The organism is Cohnella zeiphila, assembly GCF_014212055.1.
GTDB lineage: Bacteria > Bacillota > Bacilli > Paenibacillales > Paenibacillaceae > Cohnella > Cohnella zeiphila.
Genome location: NZ_JACJVO010000005.1, coordinates 216,117 through 233,622, shown reverse-complemented (window position 1 = coordinate 233,622; position 17,506 = coordinate 216,117). Strand labels below are relative to the sequence as shown.

Sequence of the window (17,506 nt, the reverse complement as noted above, 5' to 3'; positions counted from 1 at the left end):
TTAATTTTACGACAACTTTTCGAAAATTTCTCCCCTTTTATAAAGAAATCCTAAAATAAATTTAAAGAAAACGAGGGAATGCGAGTGTAAGCGCTTCATATGAAGCGCTTTCTGTGAATACATGTCGAAATTCGGCTTGATCCCGGGTTTTTAGGCCAAATATCGCATACCAGGCATGCATGAAATTGGAAACCGCTGGGGACGCTGTAAGGAGGTTTGGCTCCCCGCCCCGGCGACTTTACATACATCAACGTTGCTTTAATGCCGAAAATCAGGGATAATACGGGTAGGCTACATATTTACAATTTAAAGGAGGATTTCAATTATGGCACATGTATTGCCCCCGCTGCCTTACGCCAACAACGCACTGGAACCGCATATCGACGCGCTTACGATGGAGATCCACCACGATCGCCACCACAACACTTACGTAACGAACCTGAACAAAGCGCTGGAATCCGCTCCGGAGCTGGCCGACAAGAGCGTGGAAGCGCTGATCGCCGACCTGAACTCCGTTCCGGAAAGCATCCGCACCGCCGTTCGCAACAACGGCGGCGGCCATGCGAACCACTCCCTGTTCTGGGAAGTGATCGGCCCGAACGCAGGCGGCGCTCCGACCGGCACTCTCGCAGCCGCGATCGACAGCGAGCTGGGCGGTTTCGAGAAGTTCAAAGAGACTTTCGCCGCCGCTGCTACGACGCGTTTCGGCTCCGGCTGGGCTTGGCTCGCGCTGAGCAAAGACGGCAAGCTGAAAGTCTACAGCCTCCCGAACCAAGACAGCCCGATCATGGAAGGCGACACGCCGCTGCTCGGCCTGGACGTATGGGAGCACGCTTATTACCTGAAGTATCAGAACAAGCGTCCGGACTACATCGGCGCGTTCTGGAACGTCGTCAACTGGAGCAAAGTCGGCTCTCTGTACGACGCCGCCAAGAAGTAAGCGGGCTTTAAGAAGCCGCAGCGAAAAACCGCCCTTCCTCCTTCGAGGAACGGGCGGTTTTTTTGTATGCAATGCGAAACATCGTTAGCAGTGCCTTCCTCGGCTACGCGCGATACGCTGGCGATGCAAATCATCGCAAGCAGCGGCAATTCGTCGGGCTTAAGCGGCAAACCGGCGCGCTTGCGATGCGATACATCGTTAGCTCGCCCCGCGGAAAGGAGGCCTCTGACGGATGCGATCATTTGGAGCGTAAGCAAGCGACTCGGCCGCCACCTCGGCGAAGGGTCGGCGTGATGGCTGCCCTTCCGGCGCTCACGAGAATATCTCCCTACGTCCGAGGGGACGAGCGTGAAAGCTAGCTGGATTCGAAGTGGGCGGCGAGGATTTTGCGGAACACGTTGGGCCAGGCCAGCGCTTCGAACTCGGCCCGGTCGATCCAGCGATAGTTGTCCTCCCCTGCCTCTCCCCAGGGGAAGGCGGCTTCCCGCACGGCAAAAGGCAGCGCGGCTTCCTGCCCCTCTGCCGAAGCGGAAGCGGCGGCAGCTTCCCCCGCAGCCGCCAAGTCCCGCTGCGCGGGCGCCTCCAGGGAGGCGCCGGAAGCGCCCCACACCCGCACGTACCAATGCAGGTGCGTGAAAACATGCTCCGCGTCGCCCAGATGCCGGTTCGGACGCACGCGCACCCCTTCTTCGAGCACGAGCGTCTCCGCGAGCCAGGAAGGCCCCGCCTCGGGCGAGTCCCATACCGACTCGCTCGGCGCCTCCACGTGCGGCAGCTCCCACAGCCGCGCGAGCAATCCTTGCGCCGGCCGCCGGCGCACGAGCACGCGGCCGTCGGCGCGCACGGCCAGTACCGCCAGCCGGTGCTGCGGCTTGGGCGGCTTCGCCTTGCTCTTGACGGGAAGCTCCTCTTCCCGTCCGGCGATCCGGCCCTCGCAATGCGCCATGACCGGGCAGGTCAGGCAGTGCGGCGAGCGCGGCGTGCAGACGAGCGCTCCGAGCTCCATGAGCGCCTGGTTGAAGTCGCCCGCGGCGCCCTCGGGGATCAGCTCCCGCGCCAGCTTCTCCATGCCGGTGCGGGTCGCGGGACGGGCGATGTCCTCGTCGAGGCAGAAATACCGGGACAGCACCCGCATCACGTTGCCGTCCACGGCCGGCTCCGGGCGGCCGAAAGCAATGCTTAAGATAGCTCCGGCCGTATACGGTCCTACGCCTTTGAGTCCCCGCACCGCCTCGACATCGTTCGGCACCCGGCCGTCGTACCGCTCCGCCACTTCCCGCGCCGCCGCCTGCAGGTTGCGCGCGCGCGAGTAGTAGCCGAGCCCTTCCCACAGCTTCAGCACGTCCTCCTCCGGCGCTTCGGCGAGCGCCCGAACCGTCGGGAATCGTTCCACGAACCGGTTGAAATACGGAATCACCGTCTCGACCCGCGTCTGCTGCAGCATGATTTCCGATACCCATATATAATAAGGATCGCGGCTGCGCCGCCACGGCAAATCCCGGTTGCCTCTCCGGTACCAATCCAGCAGCTCCCGGCCAAAAAACCGTTTCAGCTCCGTCTCGTCCATGTCATCCTCCTGCTCGTCCCTCTTGCCGACAGACCCTGATGCCAATCTCCTCTTCGCGCGACGCTCCGAAACTCCGGCAAGGCCGCCGCGTTCCGTCGTCAGCTTCTCGGCGCGCTCCCCGCCGTCACCGACGCCAGCTTGCGATACTTGCTGGGCGTAAGCCCCGTATGCGACTTGAACATGCGCGAGAAATAGTAGATCTTCATGCCGATCCGGCAGGCCACGTCCGATATGCTGCAATCCGGCCGGAGCAGCAGCGCGCGCGCCGTCTCCATCCGCCGCTGCTTGACGTACTGAATCGGCGAGCAGCCCATCATTCCTTTGAAAAAAACGATAAAATAGTTCGGATGCAAGAAAATTTGCCTCGCCAAATCCTCTACTGTGATATTTTCGGCGAGATGACCGTCGATGTAGCGGAGCACCGTGTCGATCTTCTCCAGCTCCTGGGAAGGCTTCTCCGGATAGCTCGCTTCGATCCCGAACGGAACCCGTTCCAAATACAGGCTGAACAAATTCAGCATAGCCGCCTTGATCCGCAGCCGCGACGTCAATCCTTCGTGCGAGACGTAATAGATGATCTTGTCCATCAGGCCCGCCGCCTCGTCCTGGACCATATGGACGATTCGCGGAAGACGAAGCCATTTGTACAATTCCCGGTCTCCGAAGCTGGCGTGAAAATGGCACCATTTGAACACCAATCGGCTGCCGGGACCGGCTTCGACCGTATGCGGCATTCCCGACAAGATGATGCAGCAGTCTCCCGCCTTGAGCGGCTCTTCCTCTCCGTCGACGGCCAGCGTTCCTTCTCCCGACGTAACGAGCAGCATCCGCGTGCACTCGCACACCTCCGGCCCTTCCGTCAGCGGCTCCGCTTCGTCCGCGGCCGACTCGGCGGCGGCCACCATTTCGATCTGCATATGTTCGAGATGATTTTTTAATATGGTAAAATAGCTTATAGTCATGTCTGCTCCCCGTGCTGTCTTCCTAGTTGCGATCATCTTTGTGGGCGTGCTGTTTCTCATTATAAGCGAGACAAGGAGAAGATTTAAATTGTATAAACTTCCAATCCTCACTGCCATTCGTGCCCGTCCGGCCTTACGGCGTCCGGCCGCGGCCCTGCTCGGGCTGGGCATCGCCGCCATCCTGCTGGCCGCCTGCGGAAGCGGCGGCGGTTCCTCTTCTCCGGCCGCTTCCTCCAAGCCGCTCGAAGGTCCCGAGGAGACGGTGAAGCTTTACCGGACCAGCTGCATCTCCTGTCACGGCACCGAGCTTCAGGGAAGGATGGGCGACGAGTCGAACCTCCAGAAAGTGGGCTCCCGCATGACCGAAGATCAGATCCGCGCGCAGATCGAGAACGGCGGCAGCTTGATGCCCGCTTTCTCCGGCAAGCTGAAGCCGGATCAGATCGATGCGCTGGCCAGCTGGCTGGCCGGCCATAAATAAACTCGGCCGCCCAACGGTCCGGTGAAAAACAGCGCATCGCCAGCGGGTCGTTTGTCCGATTCGTTTCTGGGAACGATTCCACAATTTGGCACTGTCATTCGCCGGCCTCCTTCGGACGGCCGAGCCTAAGCTTACCCAATGCGTTCTACGATCGCGGTGGCGGCGGCGAGGCTGCGCTCATGGGTGATGGCCACGTGGATCGCGTGGCGTTCGGACGCAAGGCCGAGCCGTTCCCAGGCCGGCCCGGTCATCCGGCAGCCCGGCCGGCCGCGCTCGTCCGGCATCAGCTCCAAGTCCTGAAAGCCGACCTTCGCTCCGATACCGCAGCCAAGCGCTTTCACCACCGCTTCCTTGGCCGCAAAGCGCCCCGCCGCGAATTCGGCCGCGCGCCGGGGCGGAAGTCCGCGGAAGCGCTCCAGCTCCCCTTCCGTCAGTACCCGCGCGACGAACCTTGCGCCCGCAGAACCGGCCAGCAGCTTCTCCATCCGTTCCAGCTCCACCACATCCAGCCCGACGCCTACGATCATCCGCTTATCCGTCAGATGCCCGGAATGGGCGACCGCTTATGCTCCGTGCGGAGATAGCGCTGCTCCAGATTCTCGCGGGCGGCCGGGTCGATCTCCTTGCCTTCGAGGTAGTCGCTGTTGGCGTCGTACGAGACGCCCAGCTCCGCTTCGTCCGTTTGCCCTTCCCACAAGCCCGCCGTCGGCGCCTTCCGGATAACGCTCGCGGGAACGCCGAGCCGAGCCGCGATCTGGCGAATCTGCCGCTTGTTCAAGGTGCTGAGCGGCGTAATGTCGACCGCGCCGTCTCCCCACTTCGTATAGAAGCCGGTGAGCGCTTCGGACGCATGGTCCGTGCCGACGACCAGCAGATTCATGTCGAAGGCGAGCGCATACTGAACGACCATCCGCGTCCGCGCCTTGACGTTGCCCTTGCCGCCGCGGCTGATATGACGATGAATGCCGAGCGACTTGAACGCATATTCCGTCTCCAGCGCGATCTCGTCCACCGCTTCCTCGATGTTCGTCTCCACCTTGCGGGTCAGCGCGAACGCCTCCGCCACTTCGTAGCTGTGGGCGATATCTTCCTGCTCTCCGTACGGCTGGAATACGCCGAGCGTTATGTACTCTTTGCCGGTCTCCTGCGACAGCTCGTCCGTCGCGCGCTTGCACAGCCCCGTCGCCACCGCGCTGTCGATTCCCCCGCTGATGGCGATGAGCAGCCCGGTCGCTCCCGCTTTCCGAACATAATCTTTCAAAAAAGCGACCCGTCTCGCGATCTCCTCGTCCGGATCGATCTGCGGCTTCACGCCGAGCTTCGCGATAATTTCTTGCTGCAGGCTCATCATCTTCACTCCGTTCGCAAACGAATGGTTGCTTTACCCGGTACTTTATGCCCTCTTATCGATGAAAAAATTCCCGCAGGCGTACGCGCCCGCGGGATCGTTATGATTTACCGGCAGTAGCGGTCGAAAGCGTCGGCGAGGTCCGCGGCGATCTCGCCCGCGCTGCGGTTCTCGATCTGATGCCGCTCGATGAAGTGAACCAGCTCGCCGTCCTTCAGCAGAGCGATCGAAGGGGAAGAAGGCGGGTACGGCGCGAAATACTCGCGCGCCTTCGCCGTCGCTTCCTTATCCTGACCGGCGAATACCGTGTAAAGATGATCGGGCAGCACGTCATGCTGCAGCGCTTGCGCCACGCCCGGGCGCGCCATTCCGGCCGCGCAGCCGCAGACGGAATTGACCACGACAAGCGTCGTCCCTTTCGCATCCGGAATGGCGTTCTCCACTTCCTCCGGCGTCCTAAGCTCTTGAATGCCGACCCGGGTCAGCTCGTCGCGCATCGGTTGTACCATGTCCAGCATGTACCGTTCGAATGACATCGACATCTATATTCCCTCTCCTTCGTTTACGAATATTGGCGGGTCCGTTCCGCTTCCTTACATTATACTGCTTCTTTTAAATACCCGTCAAAAAAAGATCTTCGGGGGCTCCTCCAAAAGTAATCGGAATCGGCTTCGAAGCTTCGCGTCACTTTTGGGGGGATTTATCGGGGGCTCCCCCAAAAGTAATCGGAATACGCTTCGAAGCATCGCGTCACTTTTGGGGGAATTAAAAAACCCTGACGTTAAGCGTCAGGGCTCGTCCAGCACTTCGGGCACGGAATAATAAGCGTCTTCCTCTTCTTCGTCTTCCGGAGACCGGCCGCCCGATCGCCCGGCGTAGGCCGTTTGGTGCGTCGGATGCCCGAACGTTCCCGTTCGCGGCGCGATGCCGTTCTCGAAGAGGTCGCGGTTCTCGCTCGTCCGGAAGCCGATATCCTTGTACGGATGCACCCATTCGTCTCCCGCCATTACCGCGGGATCCGTCTTGGCGCTCCAATTCTCGAGAGGAGACTGCGGCGATTCGTAATCATGGTCTCCGATGACAACCCCGTGCGAATTGACGAAGGGCTCGTGCGGCCCCCGATTCGCGTGAAATTCGGGACGGAACTCGATCTCGAACGGATCGAGAGCCGAATCGTCCTTTCCCGGGGCAGGGACGGCGCCCTTCTGCGGTTTCCTTTGGTTATCCGTCATGGCGATCGTCCTGTCCTCCCTTTTTCAGGTGGAGGGCCGGTTCGGTCCGTCCAGCTTTTTGTCGTATCCGGGGGCGTTCGGTTCGCGGCGTTTGTTCCCGCTTGGCTCCGAGCGGGTTTTCCCGAGCGGAGAAGGACCTTGCGGATTGGGCATGGGGGCTTCCTCCTTCGTTGGATAAGTCCCGTCTATTATGCTCCTATTCCCCGCTCTTATGCATCGTTACCAGCAATCCCTGCCGGGCTTGCAGAAAGTGACCGCGAACATCGTCCCTTCTCCGAGCTTCGATTCGACGCGAATTTTCCCGCGGTGCCGCTCCACGATGCTGAGGCAGAGAGCAAGCCCGAGGCCGGTGCCGTTCGTCTTCGTCGTATAGAAAGGCTCGAATAGATGCTCAAGCTTCTCCGGAGGGATGCCGGTTCCGTTGTCGGTCACCCGAAGTTCCACCGAATCGGGGAAGTCCAGCGTCTCGATGCGAAGAACCCCTTTGTCGTTCATCGCCTCCATGCCGTTGCGCGACAAGTTGAGCACAAGCTGCTTGATCTCCTTGATGTTCAGTTCCAGCGAATCCACCCGTTCGCACAGCTGCAGCTCGACCGACTGCCCCCTCATGTTGGCGTCGGCCCAGATGAGCGGCATCAGGTCTTCCAGCAGCTCGTGCAGATCGCAGTCGCTTTTCTCCACGATCCGGTTCTGCGCAAGCGACAGGAAGTCGTTGATGATGCCGTTGGCCCGGTCCAGTTCTTGCAGAATGATGTGAAAATAAGACTGCTGGTCCTTCTGGCTTCTCTCGTTGAGCAGTTGAATGAAGCCCCGGATCACCGCCATCGGGTTGCGAATCTCGTGCGTGATGCTGGCCGCCATCTGGCCGACCAGGCTAAGGCGCTCCATTTTGCCCAGTTCGTCTCTCAGACGCTGCAGCTCCGTCACGTCCTGGGCGAGCAAAACCGCGCCCTCCGCGCGTCCGTCAAGCGGCCTCTTCCATTCGGAGACGACGACGTAATACATCCGGCCGCCCAAGCGAAGCATGTGGTAAAGCTGATCTTCTCCACGCAGCACGCGGCCCACGGCGCCTGCCAGCGCTTCGTCGCCCAGCGGCTTGAAGACTTCCGGGTACGGGGCACCCGCCGCTTCTTGCCTGTTTGCGGGAGGCAGCCATTCGAGCGCGAGCTTGTTGAGATAAGTGACCTGGTCTTCTTCATTCACGAAGAGAACCGCAAGGGGGGATAGTTCGGCGAACTGACGAAGGCGCTTCGTCTCCGCGTCCCTTTCCGCCTGGACGCGCCGAAGCTCGGATTCCAGCCTCATTCTTCCAAGTCCGCTCTCGATCAAATAAACGGAGCATGCGACGCACGCTTCGACGATGACAAGCACGAAAATTCCGCTGACCGAAATCCGCAGGATCGATTCTCCCCGGGGCAGAAAGTCCCATGATTCGATAAAAGGAATGAGTACGGCAACGGCTGCCAGCTTCATGGACAGAGTCAGCTTCCCGCGAAGACCGGCATGCTGGAAGGTGGAGATTAGACTAAACAGAAAGGGAACGAGACCCAGCAGAAATACGCCCAGCATCACGGAGATGAATACGTCTCCAATCTGGCCGAGATGGGACGCCACATAAAGCACCGTCATCACCGACGCGCCGGGGATTCCTCCATACAGGGAGCCGATCAGGAAGGGCACCATTCGCAGGTCGAAACGTTCGAGCCCGTTCGAGTGGAACATGCCGAGCAGCATCGACACGCCGCTCGCCGCCGCCATGAAGGCGGGCGTGTACCGGGCTCTGGCGGGATGGTTCAGCCAGAATTGCAAGGCTCCAATCGGCATTAGCGCAATGAAAATTTGAAGCAGCGTATATTGCCACACACCGATGACCCTCCGCTTCCACGGATGCCTGATTCACCAAACTCTATCGATAGACCCGGTAAGTAACTTTTATATTTAATCTGATTAAATCATAAGATTTGCAAGATTACAATGAATGCGGCAAGATCCTGGTCAGGTCCTGCGGCGATTGCTTTCCTTTCGCGGCAACGAACGTTACAATAGGTAGAAAACGTTTGAAAAAATTCGAAATCGGAAAGCGCGGTAGAACGACAAATGCGGGACGTGATCGTAATCGGCGGCGGACCGGCCGGACTGATGGCTTCCATCGCCGCCGCCGAAAAAGGGGCGGACGTGCTGCTCCTGGACAAAGGGGATAAGCTGGGGCGCAAGCTCGGGATTTCCGGCGGCGGCAGATGCAACGTAACGAACAACAAGGAGCCGCAGGAGCTGATCCGCTTCCTCCCGGGCAACGGGCGGTTCCTGATCGGCGCGCTGACGCGGTTCGGAAGCCGGGACATCGCCGAGACGTTCGAAGGATGGGGCATCGCCTTGAAGGAAGAAGATCACGGCCGCATGTTCCCGGCTACGGACAAGGCGAAGACCGTCGTCGATACGCTGGTGAACCGGGTGAAGGATCTGGGCGTGACGGTGCTGACCCACCGGAAGGTGGAGAGGGTTCTGTTCGAGGCGGGACGCGCTGCGGGCGTGCGGCTCGCGGACGGGGAGACGCTGGCTTCTCGCTGCGTCATCGTCGCGACCGGAGGCAAGTCCGTTCCGCAGACCGGATCGACGGGCGACGGCTACGGCTGGGCGATCGAGGCGGGCCATACGGTGACGGAACTGTATCCGACCGAGGTGCCGATCACCTCCGACGAGCCTTGGATCGCAAGCCGGGAGCTGCAGGGGCTGAGCTTGCGCGACGTGACGCTGACCGTACTCGACGGGAAGGGCAAAAAAGTCGTCTCCCATGAAGGGGATATGATTTTCACGCACTTCGGCTTGTCCGGTCCGGCCGCTCTTCGCTGCAGCCAGTTCGTGGTCAAGACGCTGCGCGAAGGGCGGGGTCCGGCGACGGTGGCGATCGACCTGTTCCCCGGCGAGAGGGTCGAGCGGCTGGCCGCCGAGTGGGGAACCGCATCGCGTTCGGACCCCCGCAAGGCGGTCAAGACGCTCGTGCGCCAGAAGCTGACCGAGCGTCTCGTTCCGCTGCTGCTTCGGCTGGCCGGAATGGACCCGGACGCCGGAGTGGCCAACGTGCCGAAAGCGAAGTGGGAGACGCTTGCAAGCCTCTGCAAGAGCTTGCCGGTCAACGCGTCGGGCACGCTCTCGATCGAGGAAGCGTTCATTACGGGCGGCGGGGTTCATGTGAAAGAAGTCGATCCCAAGACAATGGAATCGCGAATCGCGCCGGGCCTTTACTTCTGCGGGGAAGTGCTCGACGTGCACGGCTATACGGGCGGCTACAATATCACCGCCGCCTTCTCCACGGGCCACGCCGCCGGAACCGCCGCCGCCGAAGCCGGCCTTGCCGCCCGCGAAGACATGAATCGTTAGCGGCACGCTGTGCCGTTATCTAGCTTCGAAGTGATCGTAACTGCCCGAATCCGGCTTCAGGCCGCGAAGTTCCCGCTCTTCCGCATCCAAGGGCGACTCGGCCGCCCGGTCAGCCGCCGATTCCTCTTCTGCGGATGAATGCCGGCCTTCTTGTTCCGCTCGCGTCTCGAAGCCGCTCCGCTCGCCGAGCTCCGCTCCCGCTTCCATCCCGTACGTCGAGCCTTCCTCCCAATCCTCGTTGACAAGATGGGCGGGAATCGGGATCGCATCCGGCTCGCAGGCCGATGACGCGAACGACGCGTTTGGGGCGGCCGCCTGCTCGACCCACTCTCCTCCGTGCGCTTGCACGATCTCCAGCGCGGACGTCAAATCCTCGCCCTCGACGTGGATATGCAGCCGTCCTCCTTCGTGCAGCTGCGGATCGTATCCGAGATCCCGCAGCGTTTCGAAAGCCTGCATGGCCGCCTTTTCATGAGGGAATTGAAACAATATCGCCGTGTGGCCCATCCTTCTCCGCTCCTGACCCGTTAAAGTCGCCATACCGTACCTATCCTTTCCCCCGGGCAGCGTCTCCATGTACGGCCGCTTTATCGAGAGCAAAACCGCGATCGCGGCTCAGCTTGAAGCGAAGAAGAGATCCAGGCCGGGCCGGACCGCATCGCCTCCCTAAGGCAATACCAAACAGGCCAGCCGGGATATCCGGCTGGCCTGTGATCAATTGGCTATTGCTATTGCTTGCGAAAAGCCGCCAAAGCATGGTTCAGATCCCGGGTGTGCGCATAGACGTCCCGGTAAATCCGGAACAGCTCCGCATAGCGCGCCGAACGGGCCGGATCCGGCCGGTACGAGCTCGCGCGCTTCACGAAGACGTCCGCGCAAGCGTCCAGGCTCGGGAACCAGCCGCAGCCGGCCGCAGCCAGCATTGCCGCGCCGAGGCCCGGCCCCTGCTCGTTCTCCAGCGCCACCACTTCGGCTTGGAAAATGTCGGCCTGCATTTGCAGCCAGGCCGGATTTTTGGCTCCGCCGCCGATGGAGACGATCGTGTCCACCGTTTTGCCGGCTTGGCGGAACATCTCCACCGACTCGTTCAGCGAGAAGGTGATGCCTTCCATGACGGCCCGGGCAAAATGCGCCCTCGTGTGGGCGCCGTCCATGCCGATGAAGCTGCCGCGGATCGCCGAATCGGCGTGGGGGGTCCGCTCTCCGACAATGTACGGCGTAAACAACAGGCCGTCGGACCCCGGAGCGATGTCTTCGATTCCCGCGAGCAGCGAATCGTACGATTCGCCTTTGGCGAACGTGGAGCGGAACCAGCTCAGGCTGTAGCCCGCCGCCAGCGTCACGCCCATGGCGTAGAAGGCGTTCTCCTTGCCGTGGTTAAAAAAATGCACCTTGCCTTTATAGTCGGCGGACGCATCCGCTTCGTAAGTAAGAATAACCCCGGACGTGCCGATGCTGCACAGCGTCAGTCCCGGCTTCAGAATGCCCGCGCCGATCGCGCCGCAGGCATTGTCCGCTCCGCCCGCGAATACGCGCGTCTGCGCGCTCAGTCCTGTCTTCGCAGCCGCATCCTCGCTAAGCGTGCCGACCTGGGCGCCGGCTTCGACCAAAGGCGGGCACAGCGCTGCGCCAAGCCCGAATGCGCCGAGCACCTCATCGCTCCAGCGCTTGTTCGCCACGTCCAGCAAAAGCGTGCCGGCCGCATCGGACAGGTCCATCTGAATGCCGCCCGTCAGGCGATAGCGCACATAATCCTTAGGCAGCACGAAACGAGCCGCGCGTTCGAACGCTTGCGGTTCATTTTCGCGCACCCACAGAATCTTCGGCAAGGTAAAGCCTTCGAGCGCCGGATTGCGGGTGACGGCCAGCAGCTTGTCTCCCAGCGTCTTCTCGATCTCGCGGCACTGCGCCGTCGTGCGGGTGTCGTTCCAGAGAATGGCGCGGCGCACCGGACGATTCTCGGCATCCAGCAGAACAAGGCCGTGCATCTGGCCGGAGAAGCTGATGCCTTCGATGTCCTGCGGGCCGACACCCGCCTGGGAAGCCAGTTCCTGAAGCGCTTCCAGCGTGCCTCGAACCCAATCTTCCGGCTCCTGCTCGCTCCAGCCCGATTTCTCGTGATAAAGCGGATATTCCCGCGTCGCTTCCGCGCGGACGGTTCCGTCCTGAGCGACGAGCAGCGTCTTGACCGCGCTCGTGCCCAAGTCGACGCCGATGACGTATTTCATCCGATAGTCCTCCTCGGGGCAATCGCCCCCCGGACAGGCCGAGGGGCGATTCGTTTCCTTATTAGAAATTACACGCTGAAAATGACTTCGTTCAACGTCGCGCGGATTTGCTCCAGGCGGCCGGATTGGTTCTTGATCGGCTGCTGCTTGTTCAGCACGTACTCTTCGAGCGACTTGAGGCTCGCCTTGCCGGCGACGATCTCGGCGCCGATGCCTTCGCGGTAGCTGCTGTAGCGGGCGTCGACGATGTTGTCCAGGACGCGCTCTTCAATCAGCTTGGCCGCTGCCTTCAAGCCGTGGGCATAGGCGTCGATGCCTGCAATGTGAGCGAAGAACAGGTCTTCGTCCTCGAACGAAGCTCTGCGGACTTTCGCGTCGAAGTTGACGCCGCCTTTGCCCAGTCCTCCGTCGTTCTTGAGAATCTCGTACATCGCCAGCGTCGTGCTGTACAGATCGAACGGGAACTCGTCCGTATCCCAGCCGAGCAGGTAATCGCCTTGGTTCGCGTCGATGGAGCCGAGCGCGCCGTTCAGGCGGGCGACGCGAAGCTCATGCTCGAACGTATGGCCGGCGAGCGTCGCATGGTTCGCTTCGATGTTCAGCTTGAAGTGATCTTTGAGGCCGTACGTCCGCAGGAAGTTCAGCGCGGTAGCGGCATCGAAGTCGTATTGGTGCTTGGTCGGCTCCTTCGGCTTCGGCTCGATCAGGAATTGGGCGGTGAAGCCGATCTCCTTCGCATAGTCGACGGCCATATGCAGCATGCGGGCCAGGTTGTCGAGCTCCAGCCCCATATCGGTGTTCAGCAGCGACTCGTAGCCTTCGCGGCCGCCCCAGAAAACATAGTTCTCGGCGCCGAGTTCCTTGCCGACTTCGAGCATCTTCTTGATCGTCGCGGCGGAGTAAGCGAACACTTCGGCGTTGCTCGAAGTGCTGGCGCCATGGACGTAACGAGGGTTCGTGAACAGGTTCGCCGTGTTCCACAGCAGCTTCTTGCCGGTCGATTGCTGGAACTCTTTCAGCTTGGCGACGATAACGTCGATGTTCTTGTTCGTCTCGGCGAGCGTCGCGCCTTCCGGAGCGATGTCCGCGTCATGGAACGCATAGAACGGAACGCCCAGCTTCTCGAGCAGTTCGAAGTTCGCTTCCACGCGGGCCTTGGAACGGTCGAGCTGGGACAGCGAATCCCAGCTGCGCACCATCGTGCCGGCGCCGAACGGGTCGGTTCCGTTCGCGTTGAACGTGTGCCAGTAAGCGACGGCCAGACGGAGATGCTGCTCCATCGTTTTGCCGAGGACGACTTCCTGCGGATTGTAATGCTTGTAGGAATACGGATTTTTGGAATCGCGGCCTTCAAACTTGATTTGAGGTACGTTCGGGAAAAAGCTCATCGATGGGTGGCCTCCTATAATAGGTAGATGGATTGCCTTGGCCTTAGCATAACACTTGCTTCTTAGTTTGTCTATTGACTAAACAAAGTTGCCAACCTAATTTATTGTGGTATGATGAAGGCATTCCTATTCCGGAAAAATAAAAGGGGTCTCATCGGCATGACAACGAAGACGGGCGATCAGGCGCTCATCAAACGAATGAATACGGCGATCGTGCTGGAAGCGATTTTGCTGGGCGAACCGCTCTCCCGGGCCAGAATCTCGGATACGACCGGCCTTAACAAAGCGACGGTGTCCTCGCTCGTGCAGGATCTGATCGACAACCGGCTGGTGCGGGAGATCGGAACCGGGGTGTCGAGCGGCGGCCGCAAGCCCGTGCTGCTGGAATTCATCGCGGAGGCCGGCTACGCGGTCGGAATCGATCTCGGCGTGAATTACTTGCGGGGAGTGCTGACCGACCTGCGGGGACGCGTCGTCGCCCAACGGGAAATTCCGCTAACCGATCCGGATCCCGAGGAAGTGTTCAAGGTGCTGCGCCCTTTCATCCGGCAGCTGATGGACGAGGCGCCGGCCAGCCCGTTCGGCGTCGTCGGGATCGGAGTCGGCGTTCCCGGCCTCGTCGACCGGAACGGCTCCGTCCTGTTCGCGCCCAACATGGGCTGGCGGGACGTTCCGCTGCGCGAAGCGCTGGACCGTGCGTTCCACGTTCCCGTGCTGATCGATAATGAAGCGAACGTAGGCGCGCTCGGCGAACAGAAGTACGGCATCGGCCGCGGCATCTCGAATATGGTGTACGTGAGCGTGGGGATCGGCATCGGGACCGGACTGATTCTGCACCGGGAGCTGTACAAGGGCGAATCCGGCTTCTCCGGCGAGCTTGGACACCTGTCGGTGAACGCCCACGGCAAACCCTGCCGCTGCGGCAACCGCGGCTGCTGGGAGCTGTACGCTTCCGAGCAGGCGCTGCTGGAACGGGCCGCCGAGTCGGGGTATCCCCGCGACCTGAACGCGCTGCTCGCCGCCGCCCAAGACGGCGACGCACAGGTGCAGGCGCTCCTGGCCGACATCGGAGAATATCTCGGCGTCGGCATCGCGAACATCGTCAACGTGTTCAATCCGAACGCCGTCATCATCGGCAACCGGCTCAGCCGCGCGCAGGCTTGGCTGGAGCCGGCCATGCGCCGCACGGTCGAGGAGCGCGCGCTCGGCTTCCATCTCCGCAACGCGCACCTGCTGTTCGCGGAATTGGGCGACCGCTCCGCCGTCATGGGCGCCGTCGAGCTCGCGATCGCCGCCTTCTTCGACCGGCTGAAGTCGGCTTGATTCGTTCCCGGCTCTCTCTTGCCGGCTGAAGTCGGCGTGTTCCCGTTCGCATCCTTCTCCGGCCGGCTGAACTCGTGTGATTCTGGGGCCCGTCCCTTCGGCAGCAACGCCCAGACCTGCAAAAGCGGGCTTTACGCCTCGCCCCATTCGGCAACCCGCACAAAAGCCTGCAAAAGTGCAGGCTTTATACCTGAAATCGGTCTATCCGCACAAAAAGCCTGCAAATGTGCAGGCTTTTTCTACGCAAACCGCTCCAACGGGGCTTAGACGCCCGAAAAAGATGCATTTTTGCAGGAATTATCGCAGGAGACCGATTCGACGAATCAAAACCTGCATTATTGCAGGTATTTGAATAACCGGGGCCTGTGGCCTCTTCCAGCCGCTAACGAAGACCGCGCTCTTTATTTGAATGCCGGCAGCATGCTGCCGTTCGCCTCGATCATCTCGTCGACGAGCGCCTTGATCCGGTCGATCGGCAGCTCCGCCGACGTGTGCGGATCCAGCAGCGCGGCGTGGTAGACATGCTCCCGCTTGCCGGTCAAGATCGCTTCCACCGCCAGCAGCTGCATGTTGATGTTCGTGCGGTTGAGCGCCGCCAGCTGCGGCGGCAGCGCGCCGAACCGCGTCGGCGTGACGCCGCTGCCGTCCACCAGGCAGGGCACCTCCACGCACGCCTCTTCCGGCAGATTGGAGATGAGGCCTCCGGTGTTCAGAACGTTGCCCGCAATTTTGAACGGCACGTTCGTCTCCATCGCTTCCATGATGTACGAGGCATACTCGTGCGTGCGGGTATGGGCGATCTCCGCGTTGTTGACCAGCTCGCTCATGACCTTTTCCCAATATTCCTCGCGGCTGTTGCCCCAGCCCTTGTAATTCTCCGTCGGCACGTTGTAGCGCTCGAGCAGCTCGGGGTACGCATTCTTGATAAAATAGGGCACGTACTCCGCTCCGTGCATGCTCGATTCGGTCACGTAACAGCCGAATGCGTTCATGATCTCGTAGCGCACCATGTCGTCGTGGGGGCCCGGCCGCGCCGCCGCTCGCCGCTTGATCTCCGGATACAGATCCTCGCCGTTCCGCGTAATGTCGAGCAGCCAAGCCTGGTGATTGATGCCGGCAATCCGCCAGCGCACGTTGTCGGCGCTCATGCCCAGGCCCTCCAGCAGCTCCTTCGCGCACACTTGAACGCTATGGCACAGGCCGACCGCCTTGATTCCGGAACCGCGCAGCAGCGCCCCCGTCAAAATCGCCATCGGGTTCGTATAATTCAGGAACCACGCGTCCGGACACAGCTCCTCCATGTCACGGGCGAATTCGAGCATCGGCCCCGCCGTCCGCAAGCCCCGGAACAGTCCGCCGATCCCGAGCGTGTCCGCATACGTCTGCTTCAGGCCGTATTTGCGCGGAATTTCGTGATCGCCCCGAATGTACGGCTCGAACGCGCCCGCCGTAATGGCGTTGACCACGTACGTTGCGCCCTTCAGCGCCTCGCGCCGATCGGCGTAAGCTATGATCGTCGCTTTGTTCCCGTTGTTGCGGTTCAGGTTCTGCAGCATCGTCTCCGATTCCTTGAGCCGCTGCAGGTCAATGTCGTGGAGCGCGATGTGCGCCTCGGCGAGCGCCGGCGTCATCATGCAGTCTCCGAGCACGTTTTTGGCGAAGATGGTGCTTCCCGCTCCGATAAAAGCGATTTTTAACATGATTCTCTCTCCTCGTTTTCTCTCTCCCGGCGCCCGCTTCGATTGTCGGTCCCGGCGAGGGGGATCGGCTCGGCTTATCCTTTGACGCTGCCCATGACGATCCCTTCGGCGAAATACTTCTGCAAAAAAGGATACACGAGCAAAACCGGCACCATCGCGACGAATACCTGGGCCGCCTTCGACGTCCGATCGGAAATTTCCGACCAGCGCGCAATGTCCGTCGAGGTCAGGAGCGACAGATCGCGACCCACGATGACGGTCTGCAGATAGCTCTGCAGCGGGTAGCGGCTCGGATCGTTCATCAGAATGAGCCCCTCGAACCAGGAATTCCAGTGGGTGACGATGCAGAACAGAGTCAGCGTGGCGACCGCCGGCGCCGACAGCGGAACGGCGATGCGCCAGAGCGCCTGCCAACGTCCCGCTCCGTCCATCTCCGCCGCCTCTTCGATCTCGTCCGGCAGCGATTTGAAGAAGTTAAGCAGCAAAATCACGTTGAAGATGGGTACCGCCCCGGGCAGAATCAACGCCCAGAACGTGTCGATGATCCCCGTCATCTTGATGGTCATGTACCAAGGAATGAGTCCGCCGCTGAACAGCATCGTCAAGATAAAATACCAGGCGTAAGCGTTGCGGAAGCGAAAATCCTTCCGTTCCTTGGACAGCGGATACGCAACCAGAATGGTGAGCAGCATGTTCAGCGGCACGCCGGCGGCGACCCGGGCCAGCGACAGGAGAAACGCCCTGCCGAATTCCGGCTTGCCGATGACGAACTCGTACGACTTCAGCGTGAAGCCGATCGGCCAGAGCTTCACCTCGCCCGCAGAGACGGCCGAGCTCGAACTGAACGAGACCGCCAGCACGTTCAGCATGGGGAACAGGCAGGCCGCCGCCGCCGCCGCGAGGAACAAATAATTGCCGAAGAGGAAAATCCGCCTGCCCGTCGAGGTCTGTCTCATGAC

General features: G+C 61.0%; 17 protein-coding genes. 4 read left to right on the top strand and 13 right to left on the bottom strand.

The genetic code is table 11. The annotated features are described in order from the left end of the window. Positions 1 to 325 precede the first annotated feature (325 nt). Positions 326 to 940 (top strand): superoxide dismutase, encoded by a 615-nt coding sequence (locus tag H7C18_RS04910; RefSeq protein ID WP_202886934.1) that lies wholly within the window; start codon positions 326 to 328, stop codon positions 938 to 940. A 355-nt stretch (positions 941 to 1,295) separates the two neighbouring features. Here H7C18_RS04910 and mutY read toward each other — a convergent pair whose 3' ends face one another. Then, the gene (mutY, locus tag H7C18_RS04905) at positions 1,296 to 2,507 is read right to left on the bottom strand and encodes an A/G-specific adenine glycosylase (protein ID WP_185127896.1); all 1,212 of its coding nucleotides are present in this window, start codon (positions 2,505 to 2,507) and stop codon (positions 1,296 to 1,298) included. Between the two features lie 98 nt (positions 2,508 to 2,605). Next, positions 2,606 to 3,469 carry an AraC family transcriptional regulator gene (locus H7C18_RS04900; protein ID WP_185127895.1) on the bottom strand — a complete coding sequence of 288 codons (864 nt, stop codon included), beginning with the start codon at positions 3,467 to 3,469 and terminating at the stop codon, positions 2,606 to 2,608. Between the two features lie 88 nt (positions 3,470 to 3,557). On the opposite strand from H7C18_RS04900, the gene H7C18_RS04895 reads away from it, so the two are divergent. After that, positions 3,558 to 3,950, top strand: coding sequence for a c-type cytochrome (locus H7C18_RS04895; protein ID WP_238357469.1), 393 nt, complete (start codon positions 3,558 to 3,560; stop codon positions 3,948 to 3,950). 131 nt (positions 3,951 to 4,081) lie between these two features. Here the strand turns inward: H7C18_RS04895 and acpS are convergent, their stop codons facing one another. The 6 genes from acpS to H7C18_RS04870 all read right to left on the bottom strand — a co-directional run bounded on the left by acpS (position 4,082) and on the right by H7C18_RS04870 (position 8,393). Next, positions 4,082 to 4,477, bottom strand: coding sequence for a holo-ACP synthase (gene acpS, locus H7C18_RS04890; protein ID WP_185127893.1), 396 nt, complete (start codon positions 4,475 to 4,477; stop codon positions 4,082 to 4,084). Positions 4,478 to 4,488: 11 nt separating this feature from the next. Continuing rightward, complete coding sequence (nadE, locus tag H7C18_RS04885; protein WP_185127892.1) at positions 4,489 to 5,298, bottom strand: ammonia-dependent NAD(+) synthetase; 810 nt, start codon at positions 5,296 to 5,298, stop codon at positions 4,489 to 4,491. A 107-nt stretch (positions 5,299 to 5,405) separates the two neighbouring features. Then, entirely contained in the window at positions 5,406 to 5,840 is a 435-nt protein-coding gene (locus H7C18_RS04880) for a BrxA/BrxB family bacilliredoxin (protein ID WP_185127891.1), read from the bottom strand. A 246-nt stretch (positions 5,841 to 6,086) separates the two neighbouring features. Then, complete coding sequence (locus tag H7C18_RS04875) at positions 6,087 to 6,530, bottom strand: DUF3905 domain-containing protein (protein WP_185127890.1); 444 nt, start codon at positions 6,528 to 6,530, stop codon at positions 6,087 to 6,089. A 24-nt stretch (positions 6,531 to 6,554) separates the two neighbouring features. Next, the gene (locus H7C18_RS35480) at positions 6,555 to 6,683 is read right to left on the bottom strand and encodes a hypothetical protein (RefSeq protein WP_273385754.1); all 129 of its coding nucleotides are present in this window, start codon (positions 6,681 to 6,683) and stop codon (positions 6,555 to 6,557) included. A 66-nt stretch (positions 6,684 to 6,749) separates the two neighbouring features. After that, on the bottom strand, positions 6,750 to 8,393 hold the full coding sequence (locus H7C18_RS04870) for an ATP-binding protein (protein WP_185127889.1): 1,644 nt from the start codon (positions 8,391 to 8,393) through the stop codon (positions 6,750 to 6,752). A gap of 234 nt (positions 8,394 to 8,627) precedes the next feature. Between H7C18_RS04870 and H7C18_RS04865 the strand changes: the two genes are divergently transcribed. Continuing rightward, the gene (locus H7C18_RS04865; protein WP_185127888.1) at positions 8,628 to 9,908 is read left to right on the top strand and encodes a BaiN/RdsA family NAD(P)/FAD-dependent oxidoreductase; all 1,281 of its coding nucleotides are present in this window, start codon (positions 8,628 to 8,630) and stop codon (positions 9,906 to 9,908) included. Positions 9,909 to 9,923: 15 nt separating this feature from the next. On the opposite strand, the gene H7C18_RS04860 is transcribed toward H7C18_RS04865, so the two are convergent. The 3 genes from H7C18_RS04860 to xylA all read right to left on the bottom strand — a co-directional run bounded on the left by H7C18_RS04860 (position 9,924) and on the right by xylA (position 13,524). Continuing rightward, positions 9,924 to 10,448, bottom strand: coding sequence for a hypothetical protein (locus H7C18_RS04860; RefSeq protein WP_185127887.1), 525 nt, complete (start codon positions 10,446 to 10,448; stop codon positions 9,924 to 9,926). Positions 10,449 to 10,636: 188 nt separating this feature from the next. Continuing rightward, entirely contained in the window at positions 10,637 to 12,136 is a 1,500-nt protein-coding gene (xylB, locus tag H7C18_RS04855; protein WP_185127886.1) for a xylulokinase, read from the bottom strand. Positions 12,137 to 12,204: 68 nt separating this feature from the next. Next, entirely contained in the window at positions 12,205 to 13,524 is a 1,320-nt protein-coding gene (gene xylA / locus H7C18_RS04850; RefSeq protein WP_185127885.1) for a xylose isomerase, read from the bottom strand. Positions 13,525 to 13,683: 159 nt separating this feature from the next. Here xylA and H7C18_RS04845 point away from each other — a divergent pair, with 159 nt between their 5' ends. Continuing rightward, positions 13,684 to 14,847, top strand: a complete 1,164-nt coding sequence (locus tag H7C18_RS04845; RefSeq protein WP_185127884.1) for an ROK family transcriptional regulator — start codon at positions 13,684 to 13,686, stop codon at positions 14,845 to 14,847. Positions 14,848 to 15,248: 401 nt separating this feature from the next. On the opposite strand, the gene melA is transcribed toward H7C18_RS04845, so the two are convergent. Both melA and H7C18_RS04835 read right to left on the bottom strand, forming a co-directional pair. After that, complete coding sequence (melA, locus tag H7C18_RS04840) at positions 15,249 to 16,547, bottom strand: alpha-glucosidase/alpha-galactosidase (RefSeq protein ID WP_185127883.1); 1,299 nt, start codon at positions 16,545 to 16,547, stop codon at positions 15,249 to 15,251. Positions 16,548 to 16,621: 74 nt separating this feature from the next. Next, positions 16,622 to 17,503, bottom strand: a complete 882-nt coding sequence (locus H7C18_RS04835) for a carbohydrate ABC transporter permease (protein WP_185127882.1) — start codon at positions 17,501 to 17,503, stop codon at positions 16,622 to 16,624. Between the last annotated feature and the right edge of the window lie 3 nt (positions 17,504 to 17,506).

Excerpts from the sequence above, each read along its gene's own strand:
- H7C18_RS04910 (WP_202886934.1), top strand. The coding sequence starts at position 326 with ATGGCACATGTATTGCCCCCGCTGCCTTACGCCAACAACGCACTGGAA.
- mutY (WP_185127896.1), bottom strand. The coding sequence starts at position 2,507 with ATGGACGAGACGGAGCTGAAACGGTTTTTTGGCCGGGAGCTGCTGGAT.
- H7C18_RS04900 (WP_185127895.1), bottom strand. The coding sequence starts at position 3,469 with ATGACTATAAGCTATTTTACCATATTAAAAAATCATCTCGAACATATG.
- acpS (WP_185127893.1), bottom strand. The coding sequence starts at position 4,477 with ATGATCGTAGGCGTCGGGCTGGATGTGGTGGAGCTGGAACGGATGGAG.
- nadE (WP_185127892.1), bottom strand. The coding sequence starts at position 5,298 with ATGAGCCTGCAGCAAGAAATTATCGCGAAGCTCGGCGTGAAGCCGCAG.
- H7C18_RS04880 (WP_185127891.1), bottom strand. The coding sequence starts at position 5,840 with ATGTCGATGTCATTCGAACGGTACATGCTGGACATGGTACAACCGATG.
- H7C18_RS04875 (WP_185127890.1), bottom strand. The coding sequence starts at position 6,530 with ATGACGGATAACCAAAGGAAACCGCAGAAGGGCGCCGTCCCTGCCCCG.
- H7C18_RS35480 (WP_273385754.1), bottom strand. The coding sequence starts at position 6,683 with ATGCCCAATCCGCAAGGTCCTTCTCCGCTCGGGAAAACCCGCTCGGAG.
- H7C18_RS04865 (WP_185127888.1), top strand. The coding sequence starts at position 8,628 with ATGCGGGACGTGATCGTAATCGGCGGCGGACCGGCCGGACTGATGGCT.
- H7C18_RS04860 (WP_185127887.1), bottom strand. The coding sequence starts at position 10,448 with ATGGCGACTTTAACGGGTCAGGAGCGGAGAAGGATGGGCCACACGGCG.
- xylB (WP_185127886.1), bottom strand. The coding sequence starts at position 12,136 with ATGAAATACGTCATCGGCGTCGACTTGGGCACGAGCGCGGTCAAGACG.
- xylA (WP_185127885.1), bottom strand. The coding sequence starts at position 13,524 with ATGAGCTTTTTCCCGAACGTACCTCAAATCAAGTTTGAAGGCCGCGAT.
- H7C18_RS04845 (WP_185127884.1), top strand. The coding sequence starts at position 13,684 with ATGACAACGAAGACGGGCGATCAGGCGCTCATCAAACGAATGAATACG.
- melA (WP_185127883.1), bottom strand. The coding sequence starts at position 16,547 with ATGTTAAAAATCGCTTTTATCGGAGCGGGAAGCACCATCTTCGCCAAA.
- H7C18_RS04835 (WP_185127882.1), bottom strand. The coding sequence starts at position 17,503 with ATGAGACAGACCTCGACGGGCAGGCGGATTTTCCTCTTCGGCAATTAT.